Raw genomic sequence first — 19,516 nt, forward strand, 5'->3', positions numbered from 1 at the left:
ATTTAGACCATTTTCGGTGATGAAGGGCTGAGCGTGATGCTTATCTTAAACATAATTTACTTGCCATCGTCCGTTTAGCCATATCTGGCTAAATTCTAACAATTAGCCAGATATGGCTAAATTACGAAAGAAAATTATGGCTAATATGAATCAACTCTATTTAATTGTACTAATGAGTAAGTAATTACACATTAAAGTGTTTAATCCTCATTAATGTGTATTAAATTACTCATTAATACTTTAAATAAGTAATTGGTGTATTTTTATTGTGGGTGTTTGAATCATCAGGTGTCGCTTGATGGTAGGGTGTGATGCGTAACGTGGTTTAAATATGAAGGGAATATTGATTTAAAGGATATAAAAAAAGGCAACTCAAGACACAAGATTCTGTGTATTAAATCACCTTTTATTCGGTTAGCAAATGGCTTGCTTTTTTTTCTCACCGGATAATTCTGGTGCAGATGTTTTGTATTTATTCGACATTAATGTTTTAGCATTTTTTAAGAGTAGACTACGCATGTCTTGAGCCGATAAACTCTTCGTTTTTGTTTTGTTCATGGTTCCTCCAACTTATTCTTATATTTTAGGTATAAATACTAACATCAGAACGTACGAGCTTTGTCATTTATGTGGTTCCATAATTAAACTAAGTTGTATTTAGATAGCATTAGATTGGTACGTAAAATAAATAACTTTTGTCCCTGAAGTGTCCTAAGTAACAAATAAAGTCAATCCTGTATCAGCTTGGTTCGTTGGTTTTTTCATTGTTTTCCCAAAAGTCGTTGTCTCAATATCAAGTTACTGCAATCAATGACACGTTGCTTAATAACTTAATACTACCTTAAAACAATACCTTATTAAGGCTAAGTATCAAGAAAGCAAACAACAGCCAGTAACTACACTTAATCTTCAGTTGCTTATAGTGAATTGAATGACAATCTCAAGTTATGATTTATACCTTTAAAGTATGCTCATCTTGGCCGTGTGCATGCTAAATGTTATGTGGCGATAATTTAACGAGTATTGTGTAACTATTAACTAGACGCCGTTATTATCACTGCAATATAATGCAATCCTTATTATTATCTTAGGAATACTTCGTGGATCCCACCCCTAGTCAATGGTGTCACACTTTACTGGTTTTTTGTTGCCAAGTGAGGGCATCGAAATGATTGAGCTTCTTGTTACTATTCTGTTCGGCATCCTATTTATCTTGGTTATTATTGCAATGAATGGCTATTTCGTTGCTCAAGAATTTGCCTATATGGCAGTGGATAGGGCGAGACTCGCAACATTAGCTGCTGATGGTGATAAAGCTGCAAAGCGTGCTCTTGCAATTACAAAACGTACCAGTTTTATGTTGTCAGGTGCGCAACTTGGTATCACTGTAACAGGTCTAGTATTAGGTTTTGTCGCAGAACCCCTTGTCGGTAAATCTATAGGAATGTTATTACAAAACTTTGGGCTATCGCTTGAGGTTGGCATTACTATTGGTACTGTTGGTACTTTAGTTATCGCTATGGTTGTGCAAATGATTTTAGGTGAGCTTTATCCGAAAAATCTTGCGATTGCGAACGCTGAACCAATGTCTCGCTTAATGTCTCGCTCTACGCTGATTTATATGTCTGTGTTTGGCTGGATCATTAGCTTCTTCGATAAATCCGCTAATTTAGTTCTTCGCATTATTAATATTGAGCCCGTGCATGATCTCGATGTTAGTGCTTCGGAGGAGGATTTACGCCACATTATTGCTAACTCACGTGATAGTGGTGATTTGCCGATAGAACTATCACTGATGATGGATCGTATTCTTGATTTTCCAGAACGTGATGTGGAACATGCTATGGTGCCTCGTTCTCAGGTGGATTGGGTTGAGCCAGAAACTACATTAACAGAGCTTTTGTCGATGATGGCACAAGCACACACGCGTTATCCGGTTATTAATGATGATGACTCGCCTGTGGGTGTTGTTCATTTGTCGGATGTACTGGCGCGAATAGATGCTGGCGATACTGATGGCACTGTTGCTTCTGTGATGCGTCCAGCTACTGTGCTATCAACGTTGATGTTATTGCCTAACGCGTTTGATCTGCTTGTTAATTCTACCAATCAGATTGCTTGTGTTATCGATGAATACGGCGGTTTTGCAGGTGTGTTGACCCTTGAAGATTTGGCGATGGAGATTGTAGGGGAAATCACCGACGAGCATGATGAAAATAACAATAATGCTGTGGTTTCTGAAAGTGACAATGTTTGGTTAATGGACGGTGATGTTCATATCGACGAAGTTGAGCGCACGATTGGTTATGATCTGCCGCGGGACGATGTGGAAACTATTGCTGGTATGCTGATTGCTGAACGAGGCGCGCTTCCTGCTGAAGGTGACACTGTTAATATTGCTCTTCCTGTTGATCCTTCAGAGTTGGCTTCTGGCAATCTTGTATCACGCTCCCTTGAGATTGACGTGTTGCGTATCGAGCGACATGTGCCAACAGAAGTACGTGTAAAACTGGTAGAGCAGCCAATTGTGGAGAATGAAGCATGACCGATCCGTTGATTGTCACCCTTGTGACAGTAGCCCTTATTATTTTGAGTGGCTTTTTCGTCATCATCGAGTTTGCTTTGATGGGGGCTCGTCGCCACCGGCTTGAAGAAATCGCGGTTGAGAGTGCTTCAGCGCGAGCAGTGTTGCGTGGTATGAATGATCTGACGCTGATGTTGGCGGGTGCCCAGCTTGGTATTACTTTCTGTACCTTCGCGTTAGGTGCTGTGACCAAACCGGCTGTCGACCAGTGGCTTGGTCCAGTTTTTCTAGCCATGGGTTTGCCTGATTGGGCTGCTAATGGTGCAGCGTTTGGTTTTGCACTGTTCTTCGTGACGTTCCTGCACTTAGTCGTGGGAGAAATGGCGCCAAAATCTTGGTCGATTGCGCATCCAGAGAAATCGGCACTGGCAATTGGTATTGTTGCAAGAGCTTACGTTTGGCCACTACGTCCACTGCTAAAAGCGATCAACAGCATTGCTAACCGCTTGGTAAAAGCGTCTGGTGTTGAACCCGTTGAAAGTGCAGCTGTTGGTGGACAGGATGTTAATACTATTCGCCAATTGGTTGAGCATTCAGGCAAAGTCGGCACACTGAAACCGAACATTCAAAAGCAGCTGACAGGTCTTATTGATCTGAGTTCTATTCCTATCGACACCTTGCTGACTGAAGGTCAAGTGATGGCCCATATCGACAACAATGGGACTGTCGCAGATGTGCGAGCTGCAGCAATGGAATCAGGACATTTACGTGTGCTTGTGTTTGGAAAAAGTGGTCTCAAACCGTTAGTGGTTCATGTGCGTGATACATTACTGGAACCTACAGACAGACCAGCGAGAGAGGTTGCACGTAATGCATTTGTGCTTGATTCGAAAACGCCGGTCTATGAAGCATTAGCTCGAATGCGTAAAGCGAGTGTTCAGTTAGCTGTAGTGAGTAAAAACGGAAAAATGGTAGGTGTGGTAACCCTCGCCGATATTTTAAAACGTGTACTCCCTACGACGGCAGCGAATTAATAGGCTTCACTCGCATCATTAAATAAGCTGAACGATCTTTTTCGTGTATCAAAATCCGAGTGTTATCAACCACTCGGATTTTTTTATTTAAAAGAAAACGGGACCAAAGAAAACAAGAAAACGGGACAGCCATATCTTTGTTTAAAAAAACAGCGGAAAAAGCAGCGGACAGCCATACCTTTGCACATTAACTATCAGCGACTATAGTTAAGCTTCAAGTTGCTTATGGTGAAACTAATGACAATCTCAAGACGCAAATTGATCGAACCGCAAATTACGCCTTTTTATCATGTGATTAATCGTTGTGTACGTCGTGCATACTTGTGTGGCGATGATCCATATAATGGTAAAAATTATCATCACCGTCGTGGTTGGATAGTAAATAAAATCAAACAATTAGCTAGTGTGTTTTGTATCGATGTGTGCGCTTATGCGGTGATGAGTAACCATTATCATCTGGTGCTAAAAATAGATACAGAGCAGCAACAGAAGCTAACTCCTAAAGCGGTAATATCACGTTGGTTGCAGTTGTTTAATGGTCATCCAATTGCGGTTGATTTTTTAAAAGACGGTCAGATAGGTGACGCAAAACAACAAGCGTTATCAAATTTAGTCACTGAATGGCAGCAACGATTAGGCAGTATTAGCTGGTTTATGCGCTGTCTTAACGAGGAAATAGCACGCAAAGCTAATAAAGAAGACCAATGTAAAGGTGCGTTTTGGGAAGGAAGGTTTAAATCTCAAGCTTTATTGGATGAACAAGCATTATTATCGTGCATGATGTATGTTGATTTAAACCCAATCAGAGCTGGCGTTACACCGTCACTTGAACAATCAGATTTTACTTCAATTCAGCAGCGTATTCGTGAATATAATCAACCGAAAACCTCCGCAAAACAAACATCATCAAATAAAGGTCACTTTCAATTATTACCTTTTGTGGCAGCTGAACACCAGGCTCAAGCAACCGGAATAAATTTTGCGTTTGCAGATTATCTCGAACTTATTGACTGGACTGGCCGCTGTATTCGCAATGATAAAAAAGGTTTTATAGCATCTAGCCAACCAAAGATTTTGCAACAGCTAGGTATAACCGCAGACGCTTGGCTTGAACATAGCGAGCAGTTTATGGAACGTTATGCCAATGTAAGTGGTAAATGGTCTCGAATGTGTGCTTTTAAACAATATGCTGGTGGGCATTGGTGTAAAGGTAAGTCGTCGAGTCACCAATTGCACCCTAATTAGATATAGCTTTTATAATTGGATGAAAATACCGCAATACCTATCAGGTTGTGGGATTTGCTGATCCTAAAATATAGAAATAGAGTTGATTTAGTGACGAAGGTAAAAGTTAGCAGTTAATTATTACAGCAAAAGAGTTTGTTGTTAGGTAAATCGGACGTTTTTTATGGTAACTATTAACGATGAAATATTTGGCTGTCCAGTAAAAAAGGTAAAAAATGTCCAGTAAAAAATGTTTCTAGGAGGATTATTAAAATTGAAAGAAGGTTAAATATTTAAAATCTAATATTTAACCTTCTCTTTTAATTGTTTATAGTTTTATTAATGATATATTTGTAATGTCTGAAAAATTTTTTAATATTATTCTTGCTCCAGTTATCTTAGGTTCAATTTCCTCAATGGAAAAGTTAAATTTAAGTTCTTGCCAATTTGAATTTAGCTGATGGCTATCAGGATTATCACATGGAATATTGAACTCATTATTCCAAGCCTTTATAAGAAGTACTGGCTCCATTTTATTAACTTTTTCTGAGCGAGCTTTTATTGTTAGTTGATAATGTTCATTTTTCTTTATTGTGTTACCACATTCTAATATTTGAAAAAGTAGTCCAGAAATATCATTGTGATGGGCATAATTTCCTTCAGCTGGATCTGTAAGTATTGAAAAATCATCGCCCCCCCAAGAAGAAAAACCATTTGTAAAGCAACCATTTAAAATCAAATTGTTTGACATTATCTAACCTTAATATTAATTAAAATAAACTTATAATTATATATAAGTGAAAAAAAGTTTGTAAAATATAAACAACGAGAATAAAAGTAAAAAGTTATATGTTATCCTTAAGTCTATTTTTACTTTCATTGTTGTTTTCTGTTTTTAATAGTATTTACATCCTTTTCTTTCTAATTACTATAAAGGTTCCTATAAGTTATATCAACTGTGAAATATGCTGTTTTAATGAATGAGATTCTAAGTTAAATATTGCTTTTTTAAATTATTTATATTGGATTGTTTAATTTATAAAACTATTTTTGGTTGTAAAATTTCGTCACTAAGAATTGTTTTTTATTACGTTTGAAAATTGGTTAAATTAGCTATGTTATTATTTTTAAATTGGAATTAAGAAAATGTTTATAATATTCCCTTAATTACTGGCGTAAACTAAGGTCGGTGATTAGTCAATTTTTGTTGGTGAAGAGAAGGTCGTGATGTTAGCTTTTAGAATTTGAGATGGTGATATTACCACGTTTATTCAATTTGCAAGTTTTTTATAATATTGTGATATAACTCAAAAAGTTTATTTACTATTAAGTTGATAGCATGATTTTACTTTGGTTTTATAAGATGAAAAACAATTAATATTGGGTCAAATCTTATAAATTGAGTTTTACGAAATGCGTTTGAAATTAACACTTTTAGCCAGTTCAGTGATGTTAGCGAGTATGAATGTTCATGCTCTTACTCAAAGTGATATTGATTATGCAGCAAAGCATATTAAGTTAACGACAGGTCTAGTTGAAAATAAACCTCAAGATTGTCCTCCTGAGTCTCCGTGGGGGCATTGTTACCGCGTTGAAATTGAGTTAGAAAATAACGGCAAACGTGATCTTAATAAAGATGTTGAAATCTACTTTTCTAATTATCATCGTACTTTAGGCTCTAAGAGTGATGAGTTTAAAATTGAGCATATTAATGGTGACTTGCATAAGATAACCACGACCGACCGTTTTAATGGTTTAAAAAGTGGTCAAACGAAAAAGTTAAACATTGATTTTATGAACTGGATTGTTTCAGAGAGTGACTTTTTTCCTAATTATTATGTTGCAGGCGCTAATCTTCAAGCAAGAAATATATTAAATACTCAGCCTTTGCTTGATAAAGTAGGATTAGATGAACTTTCTGGTTTTAGTCGCGGAATTAAAAATACAGAAAACCAGCTTAAGCGTAATGCAGGTGATTTACTTCCTACCGCCACAGCAACATCACGTTACGCAGACAACGCAAAAACTAAAGATCTGGGTGTTGAGGCCGTATCGGAGCATATCTTACCGACACCAATGAAAACAACATTATTAGGTGGCAAATTAGATATCACGCAAGGGTTCAATATTGTTAGCGATGCTCTACCGTTAAATCAACTTCAAGCGTTGAATGATCGTTTTAAATCATTAGGTATTCAAACTGGACAGGGTGTTACGGTTGATGTGACGGTAAAGCCAGAGCCATCAAAACCTTTGGGATCATATACGCTTCATATCAATGAAGATAAAATAGCCATTATTGGTACGGATAACGCTGGCGCCTTTTATGGCGTGCAGTCTGTCGCTGGTATGCTAACACTGGGTAAAAATACTTTAGATACAGTTATGATCGAAGATCAACCACGCTATGATTATCGCGGTATGCATGTGGATGTTTCTCGTAACTTTCATTCAAAAGCGTTTATATTTAAATTAATGGATCAAATGGCAGCTTACAAACTCAATAAGTTCCATTTCCATTTGGCTGATGATGAAGGTTGGCGTTTGGAGATCAATGGATTACCAGAACTTACTGAGGTAGGCGCGCACCGTTGCCACGATCTAGATGAAAACAAATGCATGCTGCCCCAATTAGGTTCTGGTGCAGAGTTACCTAATACGGGTTCTGGTTATTATACTCGTGAAGATTATAAAGAAATTCTTAAATATGCGAGTGCGCGTAATATTCAAGTTATTCCATCGATGGATATGCCTGGGCACAGTTTAGCTGCGGTTAAAGCAATGGAAGCTCGTTACCGTAAATTTATGGCGCAGGGTGATCAAACGGCAGCTGAAATGTATTTACTTTCTGATCCGTACGACACCACAAAGTATTATTCAATTCAGCATTATCAAGATAACACTATTAACCCTTGTCTTGAGTCGAGCTTTATTTTTATGGATAAAGTGATCGATGAAATTAATAAACTACATACGGAATCTGGTCAACCGCTAACGGATTATCACATTGGTGCAGATGAAACCGCTGGCGCTTGGGGAGATTCGCCTGCATGTAGAAAGATGTTTGTTGATCCTAAAAGTGGAATTAAAAATGCTAAGGATTTAGGCGGTTATTTTATTAATCGTATTAACCATATTCTTGATACTAAAGGGTTGACTCTTGGTGCATGGAACGATGGTTTATCTCATTCTGTAATTGAACCAAGTAAACTTGCTGGCGATCCAGCGAAAGCTTGGGTATGGGGAACCATGTTCTGGGGGGGTGTCGATAATTATAATAACTTTGCCAACAAAGGTTACGATGTAGTTGTCGTTCCACCTGATGCTTATTACTTTGATATGCCCTATGAGAATGATCCTAAAGAACGTGGCTATTATTGGGCAACACGCTATACCAATACCAAAAAAGCATTCTCTTTTATGCCAGACAATATTCCTGCTAACGTAGAATGGATGTCTGATCGTATGGGAGCGCCTATTGCAGCGGTTACAGGAGAGAAAAAGCGCGATTTCATTGGCGTTCAAGGTGCCTTTTGGTCTGAGGTGACAAGAACTGATGCACAAGCAGAATACATGATTTTCCCACGTATTTTTGCGATTGCTGAACGAGGATGGCATAAAGCGGAGTGGGAGCCTGAACATAAACAAGGGATGGAATTTAAAACTAACGTTGATGGTAATAAAGGCACAACGCATCTAAATGAGAATGCCAAATTGCGTGATGCTGATTGGGAGCAGTTTTCTAATTTAATTGGTTATAAAGAGTTACCTAAGTTAGATAAAGCCAATATACATTATCGACTACCGATAGTTGGTGCAGTAATTGATAAAGGGTATTTAAATGCGAATACACCTTTTAGCGGGGTTCAAATTCAATATTCAAAAGGTGGTAAAAACTGGGAAAACTATAATCCAGATAAACAACCATTGGTTGGTAACAAAGCATATGTACGTACAATTGCACAAGATGGACGAACAGGGCGTATTATAAGCGTAATAGCAAATTAACTATTGCTAATAGTAGTTGAAAAACCACAAAAGCCGTCTATTTAAAAGGTAATAGCGGCTTTTGTTAGTAGTTAAAATATTAATTAGCAAAGTGATCTTGTGTTGATTGTTTAAATATTGAAAATTCCCTTCCATTAATAAAGATTTCGAATGTGTGGGTTTATTATTTTATTTTTTCTATAAGAGTAATAATCATTTTATTTCTAATGTGCAATTGCAGGTGTTTTAATAAAATCCTCAATATTATTTAATAATACAATGGTTTGTATATTTATATTCAATATAATTTAAACTCGATTAAATATTTCTTATTTAGTTACTATCCATCTTTAAATCGTCGCGTATAAAATAAACCTGTTGGTATGTTTGCTATTGCTGAGTATGAGAATAAAGCTTATCGAGTTATAGTTGAACAGTTTCTTGCTTTTTTAGAATGATTTTTAATAAATTAATAACTTTTGTGCATTGAAGTAATATTAAAATATTATATGCATAATGATTATTATTATTCTTGAATTGAAAGATTTAAAAATACCTTTTGATTTTTATGGTTATAATCAAAGAAAATAATGATGTAACTATTTGTTTAACAATCAGACTAATACTGATTACATAGAGGGCCTAATGACTGAAAACATAAAGAAAAATTTACTTATATTATTGACATTACTGCCTAGTATTATCATTTTGAAATTATTTCATGCTGGTTTTATGGCCTCGTTAGAAGTAAATGCAAAGCAACATGCAATGATAATAGTGACTCAAATTGACTCTATTCTTGCTTATGGTGAACAGTCCAACCAACGGGCATTAGATTTAATCGCTGCTGATAATAGTTGTGACCAAATTTATCGAAAAATAAGGACGAGCGTTACCCGTATTCCTTATGTACGTACAACAAACCTTGTACATGGTGATACTATTTATTGTACATCTCTTTGGGGACCGCTTTCTCTTAGTGATAATCAAGCTAGATATATTGATGGCAAATTATTGCTGATGCCTGGAAGTAAGGTTAAAAAGGATCAGCCATTAATCGTGGTTCGTACTGAGGAAGGTGATAAGACAGCGTTGAGCGATATTGATACTCGGTATATTGAATCGCTGTTTTCTCATTCACAAACAAATTCATTTCTTATTTCATTAGCAGTTGGTAAATTATGGTTAACCAATAGTAACGTATTTACTCATGAAGATCCTAATCAGCCATTATTAGGTGTTCAATCAGTAACATCTAATAATTATCCTTTTACAGTTTTTATTGGCTTAAACAGCGAATCTTCATGGCTTATTTTTTGGAAACAAGAATATTTTTACATATTAGTCATTTTAATAACTCAAGTCTTTTTCTCTATTTTCTGTGGATGGGTATTGCAACGTCCTCGTTCGTTATATTCAGAACTCGAAAGGGCAATCAGTAATCGTGAGTTTGTGCCATATGCTCAAACAATTGTTAATGCGACAACAAAAGAGTTGATTGGCTTAGAAATTTTAATGCGTTGGAATCATCCAATTCACGGGCTAGTACGTCCTGATATGTTTATTCCACAAGCTGAACGTTCTGGATTGATTATTACAATGACTAATCTCATTTTCAAAGAGACGGCAAAACAATTACGTTTATATAAACATGCTTTACCGGCACCATTTCATGTTGGAGTGAATATTGCACCTCAGCATTGTAACAGCACGGTATTGTCTGAAGAATGTCAGCATTTTATTGATGAAATTGCAGATAATAAAATTGTATTGGTGTTGGAATTAACTGAACGTGAAGCACTTGGCGTATCAGATTTTACCCAAGGTCTATTTCAGCAGTTAAAAAGTATTGGTTGTAAAATTGCGATTGATGATTTTGGAACTGGGCATTCAAGTTTGGTTAATTTGCAAAAGATTGACCTTAACTATCTAAAAATCGATCAAATCTTTGTAAAGAATATAGGTATAGACAGTACTTCTGAGCACTTAATTGATACCACTATTGAAATGGCAAAACGGCTGTCACTTGATCTTATTGCAGAAGGTGTTGAAACAGAGGTACAAGCTGAATATTTGCAAAAACAAGGCGTTGATTTCTTACAAGGTTTTCTGTTTTCTAAGCCAATTCCATTGGAAGAGTTACTTCAGAATCAAGCGTTAAACTTAGAAAAATAATAAGGAATTAATCTAAACCCAAATACTATAAGTTAGGCATTTGGGTTTTGATTGAATCTCTGGGTTGTTATTAAAGGCAGCTTTCAAAGCCTTCGAAGTTTGGCGCACCTAAATAAATGTCTTTGTTACCACGGGCATTAGCATGGGCTTTGCGGAATTGTTCTGATTGAGTCCAATCTTCAAATGCTTGGCGAGAGTTCCACACTGAATGCGAAGCAAATAAGGTGTATTCATCATTCGATGCGCCTTGAAGTAAATTGAATGATTGAAAACCTGTAACGGTATCAAGATAGGTTTCGCGATTTTTCCAGATATCGATAAATTCTTGTTCAGAGCCTAAACGAATTTTAAAACGGTTCATTGCAATGTACATATAACTTCCTTAGCTGATTGACTGTTTCTTATATCTAGAGTGCTATCACTATCATAGCAATAGCGTAGTTGACCACTTGCAAAAGCAAAATATTTGATTTCGATTAATGATCTATTTAGTGAAAGACGATGTAAATTCGTTGAATAAACCAAAATGAAGCCATAATTCCCATGATATATAACGGTACTTGTTGAAATATTCGTTGTTGGAAAAATGCAATTTTGGAGCAAATTTTTAAGATCGTTAGTAGTATGCTTAGAAAAATTAGCTGTCCGATTTCCACGCCAACATTAAAACATGCCAGTGCTAAAGGAATACTGGTTTGCTGTAATCCCGCCGCTTTCAGAGCGCTCGCAAAGCCTAAACCGTGTAGTAAACCAAATGAAAATGAGATCAGCCACGGAAAGCGACGGCTTAGTGTTGGTTGGTGTTTATTATTTGGTCGCGTTAACTCATAACATAAAAATAAAATACTCAACGCGATACCAGCTTCAACAGGTGGTTCCGGCACATGAATCAAATTGAGTGCTGATAGACTTAAGGTAATGCTGTGTGCCAATGTGAAGCAGGTAATAGCTTTCAAAAAGGTACGAAAATCACGGGTAAAGAGCAATAAGCCCGCAACAAACATGAGGTGGTCGATGCCTGTTAAAATATGAGTGATACCTAAGCTGACAAATAACTTTACTGTAGCCCATGTGCTTACCTTGCCCGCCAACAATAACTGGTTATGTCCTTTGTAAAGTTCTAGCGTATTTATTTGTCCATGTTGGCTGGTGGTTTGTGTCAGCAGTTGAATATTATTTAGCCCTTGGAATGTGATCATTGGCGTTGTGTCTGTAGTTGGAAACACCAATAAATACCGCTGTAGATCCATACCAAAACCATCAATACTATTTTGAGAGCTTAATAGTTGGATCTTGCCTCCGTGGGTAAGCTTGGGAATGATTTTTGTGTGTTCTCCAGCCACCACAGGCAGCTTAAGTGTTAATTCATATTGATGATTATCTATTTGGGTAATTAATCCAACAGCAGGTTGATAAGGATGGGCTTGTACTTGTGTGCTCCATACCAAACTCAATGCTATATATAAAACCGCGCATAGTGCAGTATAAAAGTTATGTTTATACATTTTTAAGTAAGGTCTTTGTTGTGACAACGATGCCTGAGTTAGCAGGAAGTTCAATGCGGTATTTTTTTATTACGTCGGTTATTTTTGTATTAATAACAGCATTGGTATAGTCATTCGTTAGCAGTGGTTTCGCATCTTTAAAGCTTAGAATTCCAGCTTTATTATAGTGGGTTAATTTAACCGTAATAGGGCCAAACGGAGTGTTGACTGAATGTGACCAGGTATTAAGGGCAATTGTATTTAAGGTTTTAATCACCGCTGATCCTAATTTAGACTGCAGATCTTGCTCGGTTATATGGCTCAAACATTGTTGAGATCTGGGCGCTTGGTTTGAATGTGCTTGCTCTTGAGGTGATAGGAAGTGATAGCAGAGCGAGTACATATTAGGAACACGGTAGTTTTGGCGATGCGCAACATAATAGCGGTTCAATAATCTAGTATTGGCCGCATTTATTTTAGCTATTTGGGTGGTGTAAGAAATAAACCGTTGCATTAGCAGCGCGTTAAGATTGGGATCGCCTTTCTCTAAGCCGAGTTTCAAAGCTTGTTGCGATAGAATGCGTTGTAGAATCACTTGGTTGATATCGTTATTCAACATTTTATGGGAAGGTAGGCTACCAAAGTATGTTTTATCATCGCGTTTTTGTTGGGTAATTTGAGAGGGTGTGATCACTACTTCATTGGTTGAAGACGTGTTTGAATGATAAAACGAATAACAAACAAATAAGATCGCCCCAGCGATTAAAAAATGAGAAAACGGATCTTTAATGAATTTTTTAAGCCAATACAAAGCAGTGTTAAGCATGTTAGTGAGTCTTTGTTATGTAAATGCCCTGTAAGCATACATAGGGTATCTGTATGTTTATTGAATGCGGCTATTAATATTACAGTGGTGATGCAAGATGTTGTATTTTATAAACTAAGTTTAATTATCTATATTGATTATTATTATACCTAATAGATACATTTGAACGGTGTATTATATTAAAAAGAAATAGTTAGTGGTATTATCCAACAATCGGTTCACCTTTATATTAGTAATTTTGGTTGCTATAGCAGATTAAGTAGTCATGAAAAAAATACTCTTTTTAACCACTCTTTTAGGTTTCAGCGCTGCTTCACAAGCGGATTTACGTGTTGAGTTTAACAATGTAAATAATCTTAATAACAACACTAATGGCAGTCATAATAGCCGTGTTTATGTATGTACCTTACAGCCATTTACTGATGTATTTGCTGATGTTGGTATGAGCGAAGATATTGCTCGCTATAAAGTTCACCAACGCTGCGAACAGTCGCAGGGTGAAAACAGTATCTTCTGTAAGGCAAAAGAAGCGAAGTGCATTAAATCATTATTAGCGTTTGATTCTGATAGTGAACGACATGATGCTATTGCATTGTACAGTCATAAAAATCACCGTGGAAAATCAGTGACTATTAACCACGATGTTCCTAATTTAAACGTTTATAATTTTGATGATCGTATGTCTTCTTATTATATTCCAACGGGTTGGACGGTTCGTTTTTATGAGGGCATTAACTATAGTGGTGGTTATTATACTCGCAAAGGCGGTGATGAGAGTGCGACAGGGTTTGAAAATAAAATAAGCTCAATTAAGATTTTAAGCACTCGCTCTTGGTAATTATAGCCATCATCACCGATATAACAATGTAGTCTAACCTGAATAGCATAAGTGTTATTGTTGATGGTTATTGCCCCATACTGCATTGTTCAACTAAAACATGCTGGTTGCTGATCATTTTAAATTGTTGATCGAGTTGTAAATTATAGTAACCAGCATGACTGCCTGCACAGCGACGCAGGCCCACATTGTAATCGAGTTTAATCTTCCAACCTTGGGTGTTTTTTTTGATGTTGGCAACCGCTAATGAGAGTTCAGGGCAGGCAATATTACCATTGGTAATTTGGTATTCTGACGCTAAGCCAAGTTGTGTGAGTAAATCAAGGCTTGTTGTGGTGCGGTGTGAAGAAGTAATCACCAAATTATAATGGTTTTGTGCTTGGTCGGTGATGCTATCCATATTAAAAGGATTGACGTTTAACGTTTTGGTGCCGTTAGTCCACTTACCGCTAAATGGAAGCCATGCTCCATTGGGTTGCTTCCAACGATTTACAAACTCAAATTTTTCGATAAATGAAGAATTATTCTCAAGGGTGGTTAATTGACTTGGGTGATCTTTAAATTGAGTAAGCAGGCGTTGATGTTGTACTGCATCAAAGCGATATAAGGTTATAAATTGATAGTTGTAGATCCCTAATAATGGCATGCGAACTTTATATTTATCATACTGATACCAACCTGTCACCAGTCCAATATCATCATAACAATTAATCACATTAAACAGTAACTGTAATTGGATGGGGTAGTTGTTATCAATGTGAGTGTTGATTGTCAGTGGTTGTATTGTTTGTGAGTAGTGAACACTGGCATGCATGTTTTTGGTTGGTGTGGGGCTGCTGTGTACTGGAAGAGTGAAAAAGAGGCAGTAAAAGCACCATAGATACAAAAATTGATAATATGATGCCATTGAAATACCTGCGAAACTACAATGCGATTTGTATTGAGTGTAGTCTGTTTTATTAACGGCAACAGTCTTAGATATTTGTTTTTACTTTAAAAACAACATTAAAATAGTTGTTAACCACTGTTTTAATGTAATTCGCATCTTTAAATTGTGAAATGAGCATGCAGCCTTCGAGTGATACGAAATAAAGCCGAGCAGCATCTATAGCAATTAATTGTGATGAAAACTCATCATTATTCATTCCTGCTATGATGACTTGCTCTATCCATTGCTCATTAAAAGTAACGAATCGATCCAACTGAATGTTAAGGCTATCAGTAAGAGAATAAAAATCCGACGCATACATGCCACATAAACACAGTTTGCCTTCTTCACGGACTGTAATAAAAATATTGGCCAACGCTGTTAGTTTATCAGCAGCAGTTGTATGTTGTTGTTCGATCGCGATTAGTGCCGTTTTATAGCGCTCTAGATAACGTTCAAATACAATAATGGCTAAATCTTGTTTAGTTTTATAATGATAATGAATACTGGCTGTTTTTATGCCCAATTCATCTTGAATATCACGAAAACTAAAGCCGTTAAAACCACGACATTGAATATATTTTTCGGCAATATCAGCAATTTTTGCTGCTGTAGGATTAATGTCTTTCATAATTGATATTCACATATTAAAGAGAATCAATAATTTATCATTTAGCATTACAGATAACAATTTATTCTACCTATGAGTAGAGAGGTAATGGCGACCAATTTATCGCCATTATTAACAACATGCGAGAGTTATCTTTAAGGTTAATTACGACCCGCCATTACACCACCATCGACATCGAGCACTGTACCTGTGATCCATTTTGCTTTGTCTGATAGTAAAAATTCAATCGCATCTGCTATATCAGTGGTTGAACCAATATGTCCGATTGGGTGGAAATCATTAAATCCCTGTAACGCTGTTTCAATCTCATCTTCAGCAATGAATGATTTATAGATAGTTGAAAGAACAACGGCAGGCGCTACAGCATTCGCACGAATATTATCGTCAGCAAGTTCCATCGCTAAGTTACGGGTAAATGCATGTAAAGCCGCTTTTTGCATTGAATAAGCAGATGATGGGGTAGCCTTAATCGCTTGATGGGCCCACATTGAACCGATATTTACGATTGAGCCTCCACCATGTTGTTGCATGTTTTTTGCCACCGCTTGAGTAATAAAGAAAAATGATTTGTTGATATCTAATTGAAGATCATAATCTTTTGCAGTGTGCTCTAGAAAGCTAACCGGTTTAAAAAAACCAGCGGCGTTAACAAGATAACCAATATGACGAGTTTCATTTTCCAGTTGATGAATAAAAGCGTTCACATTAGCAAGGTCATATAAATCAACTTGTGCTGTTTCAACATTACTGCCAGTTCGTTGTTCTAAGTCGGCTTTTGCTGCTGCAAGTTTATCCGCATTGTGCGATAAAATCATTACCGGAACCCCTGCGTTTAATAACCGTTCAGCGGTGGCTTTACCCATGCCTGATGAGCCGCCAACGATAAGTGCAATTGATGATGTAGTGAACATAATGTAATCCTTTATTTTATCTACCTACCAGTTGGTAGGTGGCGTGGTTAAAAAAGAAGCGAGCAATGTGATTAGATTATTCTGCTGCGCTTGATTGATTGATTGATTGATTGATTGATTGATTGATTGATTGATTTTAAATATAGGATGATTTTATTTTAGCGTCAAATATTATTTCTACCTACTTGTAGGTAGTTTGGCTATGTATTTGATTTTTAATATTTTAAAAATACCAATCGCTATTGGCGTTGATGATTATCGCTTATGAATAATAGAAACGTCAGTACATTTCTGCGTTTGATATTGATGCTTGTTTTGAACAATTACAATTAAATCAGCATTTAACCTCAATCTGAGCGGTGGTATTGCTGCGATAATCAAGCAAAGTTGAAAGGCATTACAAATTCAGCATGAGCACAATATGCTAACTATGATCGAGATATGAGTGTGAGGTTTTATGTTACAATACGCTCAGTGTTTCTAATTAGATAAATGAACTATGCTTGGCTACTATCTTCATACAAAAAATGCTCAACAGGCGTTAGACGCTATTGCTAAAGGACAATCGAGTGTCCACTTATCGACAGATCTTCACCTTTCAGAACAGGATTACGCTGTTAGTCCAGAAGGTTTAGTTCTGGACGAAGACAATAAATTGTCAATTGCTGATCTTAAAAAAATCGTCAAAAAGACTCAAAGAATTTATCTTTGCAGTGATGGCGATATGGAGCCTATTGAAGACCGCAGTGTTGGCTATTACAAATTAGCACCGACAGAGGGCGCACCATTACTCGAAATTAGTGGTGTTAAGATGCATATTTCTAAAGGAACCGATCCTTTTGCAAGTGCATCCGATATGGCGAAACAAGCTGTACGCAGTGGCGACAATGTCCTCGATTGTTGTAGTGGTTTAGGTTATGCCGCAATTGCAGCTCATCGACTTGGCGCTAAAAAAGTGTTGACCATTGAACTGAGTGAATCAGTAATGGGGTTACGTGCATTAAATCCTTGGTCGCAAGATCTAAATAATGACGGCATTGAACAGCGTCAGGGCAGTAGTTTTGAGTTGATCACGACCATGCCTTCGATATCGTTTGATGCGGTTATTCACGATCCACCGCGTTTTTCTCTTGCAGGAGAGTTATATAGCGAAGAGTTTTATAGCGAAATTTACCGCGTACTTCGTCAAGGTGGACGTTTTTTCCATTACACCGGGAATCCGCATATCATGAAAAAGGGTAGCAGCTTTGTGGACGGCGTAATTCGTCGATTAATCGCGGTTGGCTTTAAAAATGTGCAAAAGGTTGATCACCTGATGGGTGTTAGTGCGCAGAAGTAATGCAATAAAAAAATCGATGTTATTACTAACCTTATCTCATTGTAATAACATCGATTTATTATTTATAGATAGTGCTATTTATTACTTTTTACCAAAGATATTTGAGGCAATGTTAAGTAGTCCATCCATACCACCGACGGCTTGAAATAGTTCTCCTGCAATATCACCATTAGGGCTTGCTTTATCTATCATGCCTGGCAGTGTTTCCTGCAAACCCGTTACTGCTTCACTTGGTGGTAATTTAACTTCATTGGCAAAGTTCGACAGTTGTTCAGAGTTGAAAATATTACCAATGTCTGTGGCTGAAATGGCCTCATTGTCACCATTACCAAGCCAAGATGCTGCAATGTTTGCTAGCCCAGCTCCATTTAGTGATTGAATTATAGATTGTAAATCAATGCCTTTTCCGTCACTGTCACCACCAAATAAATGTGATAATGCAGAAGTAATGGTGTTCTCATTTAAACCTGTCGTATTCGCTTGTGATTGCGAAAATAATTGAGCACCAATACGTAATAGTTGGTTAATATCCATGATTCTTACCTCTATTAAGCTGTGGTTGGTATACGAAGTTTCTGACCTGGGAATATCTTGTCAGGATCGATAATCACTTCTTTATTTGCATCAAAGATTTTTTGATAGTCTGCACCATTACCCAACGTGCTTTCAGCTATTTTCCATAGGTTATCACCAGATTTAACTTCATAATAACTTACTGTTTCAGTTGCTGCTGGCGCATCAACATTATCAACAATCGATTCAATACCGGCTGTATTACCTGCCATTAAGATAGCTTTTTCTTTGGCCGCTGCACTATCTGCTGCACCTGAAAGTGTTGCAACACCATCTTTTACTTCAACATTTAAATTCGTCAATCCTGGATTATTATTTTCAATATGTTGAGTTATTTTTGCTGGCGCTTCATCTTCATTGCTAAATAATTTATTGCCAATATCGCGTACAAAATCAAGTAATGCCATCTTGTCTCTATCCTTATTGTTGGGTGGTAAATACGAATGTTGTTACCAAGCTTAGTCCAAAAAATAATAATAGTGACTATTAAGGATGCCTTTTGGGTATTTTTAATGTATGACGGCGACAATGCACTTTTAATAAGAAAGGGGAAATCGTTTACTACTATAGCTTTTGAGGGGGGATATCAATGATAATTTAAAGGGTAATTAATTGATAAGTAAACAATGAGCAGTTTATAGTGCCCATTGTTTATTAAATAACAGGGAAACTAAAGAGTAGGGGCTGATGGCGCCGCTTTTTTCGCTTTTTTGATCACATGATGTTCTTTATTATCTGGATGATGAAATTTAGGGCTGATAACTCCCTTGTTATTCATAGCAGGCGCAGCAACTTTTTTGGTCACATGATGTTCTTTATTATCTGGATGGTGAAATTTTGGATTTAAGACATGAGTATTCGCCAATACTGATGTTGAAACTAAGAGTAGGGGCAAAATAAGATAACTTTTCATATGGAAACGCCTTGTGTTAAAAACCATGCTGTTAACTAATCATCAACCATCATTTAGAATGATTAATTATGTAATGAATAAAAATATATATTGTTTTTATGGCACTGCAATGGTTTTTAGCAAAGAAAA

The 19,516-nt window shown here is 36.8% G+C and carries 18 protein-coding genes; 7 read left to right on the top strand and 11 right to left on the bottom strand.

What is annotated here, in order from left to right; genetic code table 11:
* Positions 1–414: 414 nt before the first annotated feature.
* Positions 415–558 carry a hypothetical protein gene (locus tag G6R09_RS13130; protein ID WP_163922946.1) on the bottom strand — a complete coding sequence of 48 codons (144 nt, stop codon included), beginning with the start codon at positions 556–558 and terminating at the stop codon, positions 415–417.
* A 610-nt stretch (positions 559–1,168) separates the two neighbouring features.
* Here G6R09_RS13130 and G6R09_RS13135 point away from each other — a divergent pair.
* From G6R09_RS13135 to G6R09_RS13145, 3 genes are all read left to right on the top strand, one after another.
* Positions 1,169–2,545, top strand: coding sequence for a hemolysin family protein (locus G6R09_RS13135; RefSeq protein ID WP_065168639.1), 1,377 nt, complete (start codon positions 1,169–1,171; stop codon positions 2,543–2,545).
* Positions 2,542–3,558 (top strand): CNNM domain-containing protein, encoded by a 1,017-nt coding sequence (locus G6R09_RS13140; RefSeq protein ID WP_065168456.1) that lies wholly within the window; start codon positions 2,542–2,544, stop codon positions 3,556–3,558. The genes G6R09_RS13135 and G6R09_RS13140 overlap by 4 nt, the downstream gene beginning before the upstream one ends.
* A 237-nt stretch (positions 3,559–3,795) precedes the next feature.
* On the top strand, positions 3,796–4,803 hold the full coding sequence (locus G6R09_RS13145; RefSeq protein WP_163922949.1) for a transposase: 1,008 nt from the start codon (positions 3,796–3,798) through the stop codon (positions 4,801–4,803).
* A 307-nt stretch (positions 4,804–5,110) separates the two neighbouring features.
* Here the strand turns inward: G6R09_RS13145 and G6R09_RS13150 are convergent, their stop codons facing one another.
* Positions 5,111–5,533: a hypothetical protein gene (locus tag G6R09_RS13150; protein WP_065168809.1), complete on the bottom strand. Its 423-nt coding sequence runs from the start codon at positions 5,531–5,533 to the stop codon at positions 5,111–5,113.
* A 662-nt stretch (positions 5,534–6,195) separates the two neighbouring features.
* Between G6R09_RS13150 and G6R09_RS13155 the strand changes: the two genes are divergently transcribed.
* Positions 6,196–8,790, top strand: coding sequence for a family 20 glycosylhydrolase (locus G6R09_RS13155; RefSeq protein WP_163922952.1), 2,595 nt, complete (start codon positions 6,196–6,198; stop codon positions 8,788–8,790).
* Between the two features lie 624 nt (positions 8,791–9,414).
* On the top strand, positions 9,415–10,944 hold the full coding sequence (locus tag G6R09_RS13160) for an EAL domain-containing protein (RefSeq protein WP_163922954.1): 1,530 nt from the start codon (positions 9,415–9,417) through the stop codon (positions 10,942–10,944).
* A gap of 70 nt (positions 10,945–11,014) precedes the next feature.
* Here G6R09_RS13160 and G6R09_RS13165 read toward each other — a convergent pair whose 3' ends face one another.
* The 3 genes from G6R09_RS13165 to G6R09_RS13175 all read right to left on the bottom strand — a co-directional run bounded on the left by G6R09_RS13165 (position 11,015) and on the right by G6R09_RS13175 (position 13,254).
* Positions 11,015–11,317: an antibiotic biosynthesis monooxygenase gene (locus G6R09_RS13165; RefSeq protein ID WP_163922957.1), complete on the bottom strand. Its 303-nt coding sequence runs from the start codon at positions 11,315–11,317 to the stop codon at positions 11,015–11,017.
* A 115-nt stretch (positions 11,318–11,432) separates the two neighbouring features.
* Complete coding sequence (locus G6R09_RS13170; protein WP_163922960.1) at positions 11,433–12,449, bottom strand: HupE/UreJ family protein; 1,017 nt, start codon at positions 12,447–12,449, stop codon at positions 11,433–11,435.
* Positions 12,442–13,254 (bottom strand): peptidylprolyl isomerase, encoded by an 813-nt coding sequence (locus G6R09_RS13175; protein ID WP_163922964.1) that lies wholly within the window; start codon positions 13,252–13,254, stop codon positions 12,442–12,444. Before G6R09_RS13175 ends, G6R09_RS13170 begins: the two co-directional genes overlap by 8 nt.
* Before the next feature lie 265 nt (positions 13,255–13,519).
* On the opposite strand from G6R09_RS13175, the gene G6R09_RS13180 reads away from it, so the two are divergent.
* On the top strand, positions 13,520–14,092 hold the full coding sequence (locus tag G6R09_RS13180; RefSeq protein ID WP_163922966.1) for a beta/gamma crystallin-related protein: 573 nt from the start codon (positions 13,520–13,522) through the stop codon (positions 14,090–14,092).
* A gap of 67 nt (positions 14,093–14,159) precedes the next feature.
* On the opposite strand, the gene G6R09_RS13185 is transcribed toward G6R09_RS13180, so the two are convergent.
* The 3 genes from G6R09_RS13185 to G6R09_RS13195 all read right to left on the bottom strand — a co-directional run bounded on the left by G6R09_RS13185 (position 14,160) and on the right by G6R09_RS13195 (position 16,562).
* Entirely contained in the window at positions 14,160–14,999 is an 840-nt protein-coding gene (locus G6R09_RS13185) for a hypothetical protein (protein WP_146145154.1), read from the bottom strand.
* Positions 15,000–15,066: 67 nt separating this feature from the next.
* Complete coding sequence (locus tag G6R09_RS13190) at positions 15,067–15,651, bottom strand: TetR/AcrR family transcriptional regulator (RefSeq protein WP_163922969.1); 585 nt, start codon at positions 15,649–15,651, stop codon at positions 15,067–15,069.
* A gap of 140 nt (positions 15,652–15,791) precedes the next feature.
* Positions 15,792–16,562, bottom strand: a complete 771-nt coding sequence (locus G6R09_RS13195) for an SDR family NAD(P)-dependent oxidoreductase (RefSeq protein ID WP_065168817.1) — start codon at positions 16,560–16,562, stop codon at positions 15,792–15,794.
* 499 nt (positions 16,563–17,061) lie between these two features.
* Between G6R09_RS13195 and G6R09_RS13200 the strand changes: the two genes are divergently transcribed.
* A complete protein-coding gene (locus G6R09_RS13200; RefSeq protein ID WP_065168818.1) occupies positions 17,062–17,901 on the top strand; it encodes a methyltransferase domain-containing protein in 840 nt (279 codons plus the stop codon).
* A gap of 81 nt (positions 17,902–17,982) precedes the next feature.
* On the opposite strand, the gene G6R09_RS13205 is transcribed toward G6R09_RS13200, so the two are convergent.
* From G6R09_RS13205 to G6R09_RS13215, 3 genes are all read right to left on the bottom strand, one after another.
* Complete coding sequence (locus G6R09_RS13205; protein WP_065168819.1) at positions 17,983–18,435, bottom strand: YidB family protein; 453 nt, start codon at positions 18,433–18,435, stop codon at positions 17,983–17,985.
* A gap of 14 nt (positions 18,436–18,449) precedes the next feature.
* Positions 18,450–18,881 carry a peptidoglycan-binding protein LysM gene (gene lysM, locus G6R09_RS13210; RefSeq protein ID WP_065176902.1) on the bottom strand — a complete coding sequence of 144 codons (432 nt, stop codon included), beginning with the start codon at positions 18,879–18,881 and terminating at the stop codon, positions 18,450–18,452.
* A gap of 263 nt (positions 18,882–19,144) precedes the next feature.
* Positions 19,145–19,387 (bottom strand): hypothetical protein, encoded by a 243-nt coding sequence (locus G6R09_RS13215; protein ID WP_163922972.1) that lies wholly within the window; start codon positions 19,385–19,387, stop codon positions 19,145–19,147.
* Between the last annotated feature and the right edge of the window lie 129 nt (positions 19,388–19,516).

Origin of the sequence: Photobacterium sp. Alg240-V54, assembly GCF_900537155.1 — a bacterium.
Lineage (GTDB): Bacteria > Pseudomonadota > Gammaproteobacteria > Enterobacterales > Vibrionaceae > Photobacterium.

Coding starts and splice junctions, on each gene's coding strand:
- G6R09_RS13205 (WP_065168819.1), bottom strand. CDS start 18,435: ATGGATATTAACCAACTATTACGTATTGGTGCTCAATTATTTTCGCAA.
- G6R09_RS13165 (WP_163922957.1), bottom strand. CDS start 11,317: ATGTACATTGCAATGAACCGTTTTAAAATTCGTTTAGGCTCTGAACAA.
- G6R09_RS13195 (WP_065168817.1), bottom strand. CDS start 16,562: ATGTTCACTACATCATCAATTGCACTTATCGTTGGCGGCTCATCAGGC.
- G6R09_RS13155 (WP_163922952.1), top strand. CDS start 6,196: ATGCGTTTGAAATTAACACTTTTAGCCAGTTCAGTGATGTTAGCGAGT.
- G6R09_RS13215 (WP_163922972.1), bottom strand. CDS start 19,387: ATGAAAAGTTATCTTATTTTGCCCCTACTCTTAGTTTCAACATCAGTA.
- G6R09_RS13180 (WP_163922966.1), top strand. CDS start 13,520: ATGAAAAAAATACTCTTTTTAACCACTCTTTTAGGTTTCAGCGCTGCT.
- G6R09_RS13190 (WP_163922969.1), bottom strand. CDS start 15,651: ATGAAAGACATTAATCCTACAGCAGCAAAAATTGCTGATATTGCCGAA.
- G6R09_RS13170 (WP_163922960.1), bottom strand. CDS start 12,449: ATGTATAAACATAACTTTTATACTGCACTATGCGCGGTTTTATATATA.
- G6R09_RS13160 (WP_163922954.1), top strand. CDS start 9,415: ATGACTGAAAACATAAAGAAAAATTTACTTATATTATTGACATTACTG.
- lysM (WP_065176902.1), bottom strand. CDS start 18,881: ATGGCATTACTTGATTTTGTACGCGATATTGGCAATAAATTATTTAGC.
- G6R09_RS13135 (WP_065168639.1), top strand. CDS start 1,169: ATGATTGAGCTTCTTGTTACTATTCTGTTCGGCATCCTATTTATCTTG.
- G6R09_RS13150 (WP_065168809.1), bottom strand. CDS start 5,533: ATGTCAAACAATTTGATTTTAAATGGTTGCTTTACAAATGGTTTTTCT.
- G6R09_RS13145 (WP_163922949.1), top strand. CDS start 3,796: ATGACAATCTCAAGACGCAAATTGATCGAACCGCAAATTACGCCTTTT.
- G6R09_RS13185 (WP_146145154.1), bottom strand. CDS start 14,999: ATGGCATCATATTATCAATTTTTGTATCTATGGTGCTTTTACTGCCTC.
- G6R09_RS13175 (WP_163922964.1), bottom strand. CDS start 13,254: ATGCTTAACACTGCTTTGTATTGGCTTAAAAAATTCATTAAAGATCCG.
- G6R09_RS13140 (WP_065168456.1), top strand. CDS start 2,542: ATGACCGATCCGTTGATTGTCACCCTTGTGACAGTAGCCCTTATTATT.
- G6R09_RS13200 (WP_065168818.1), top strand. CDS start 17,062: ATGCTTGGCTACTATCTTCATACAAAAAATGCTCAACAGGCGTTAGAC.
- G6R09_RS13130 (WP_163922946.1), bottom strand. CDS start 558: ATGAACAAAACAAAAACGAAGAGTTTATCGGCTCAAGACATGCGTAGT.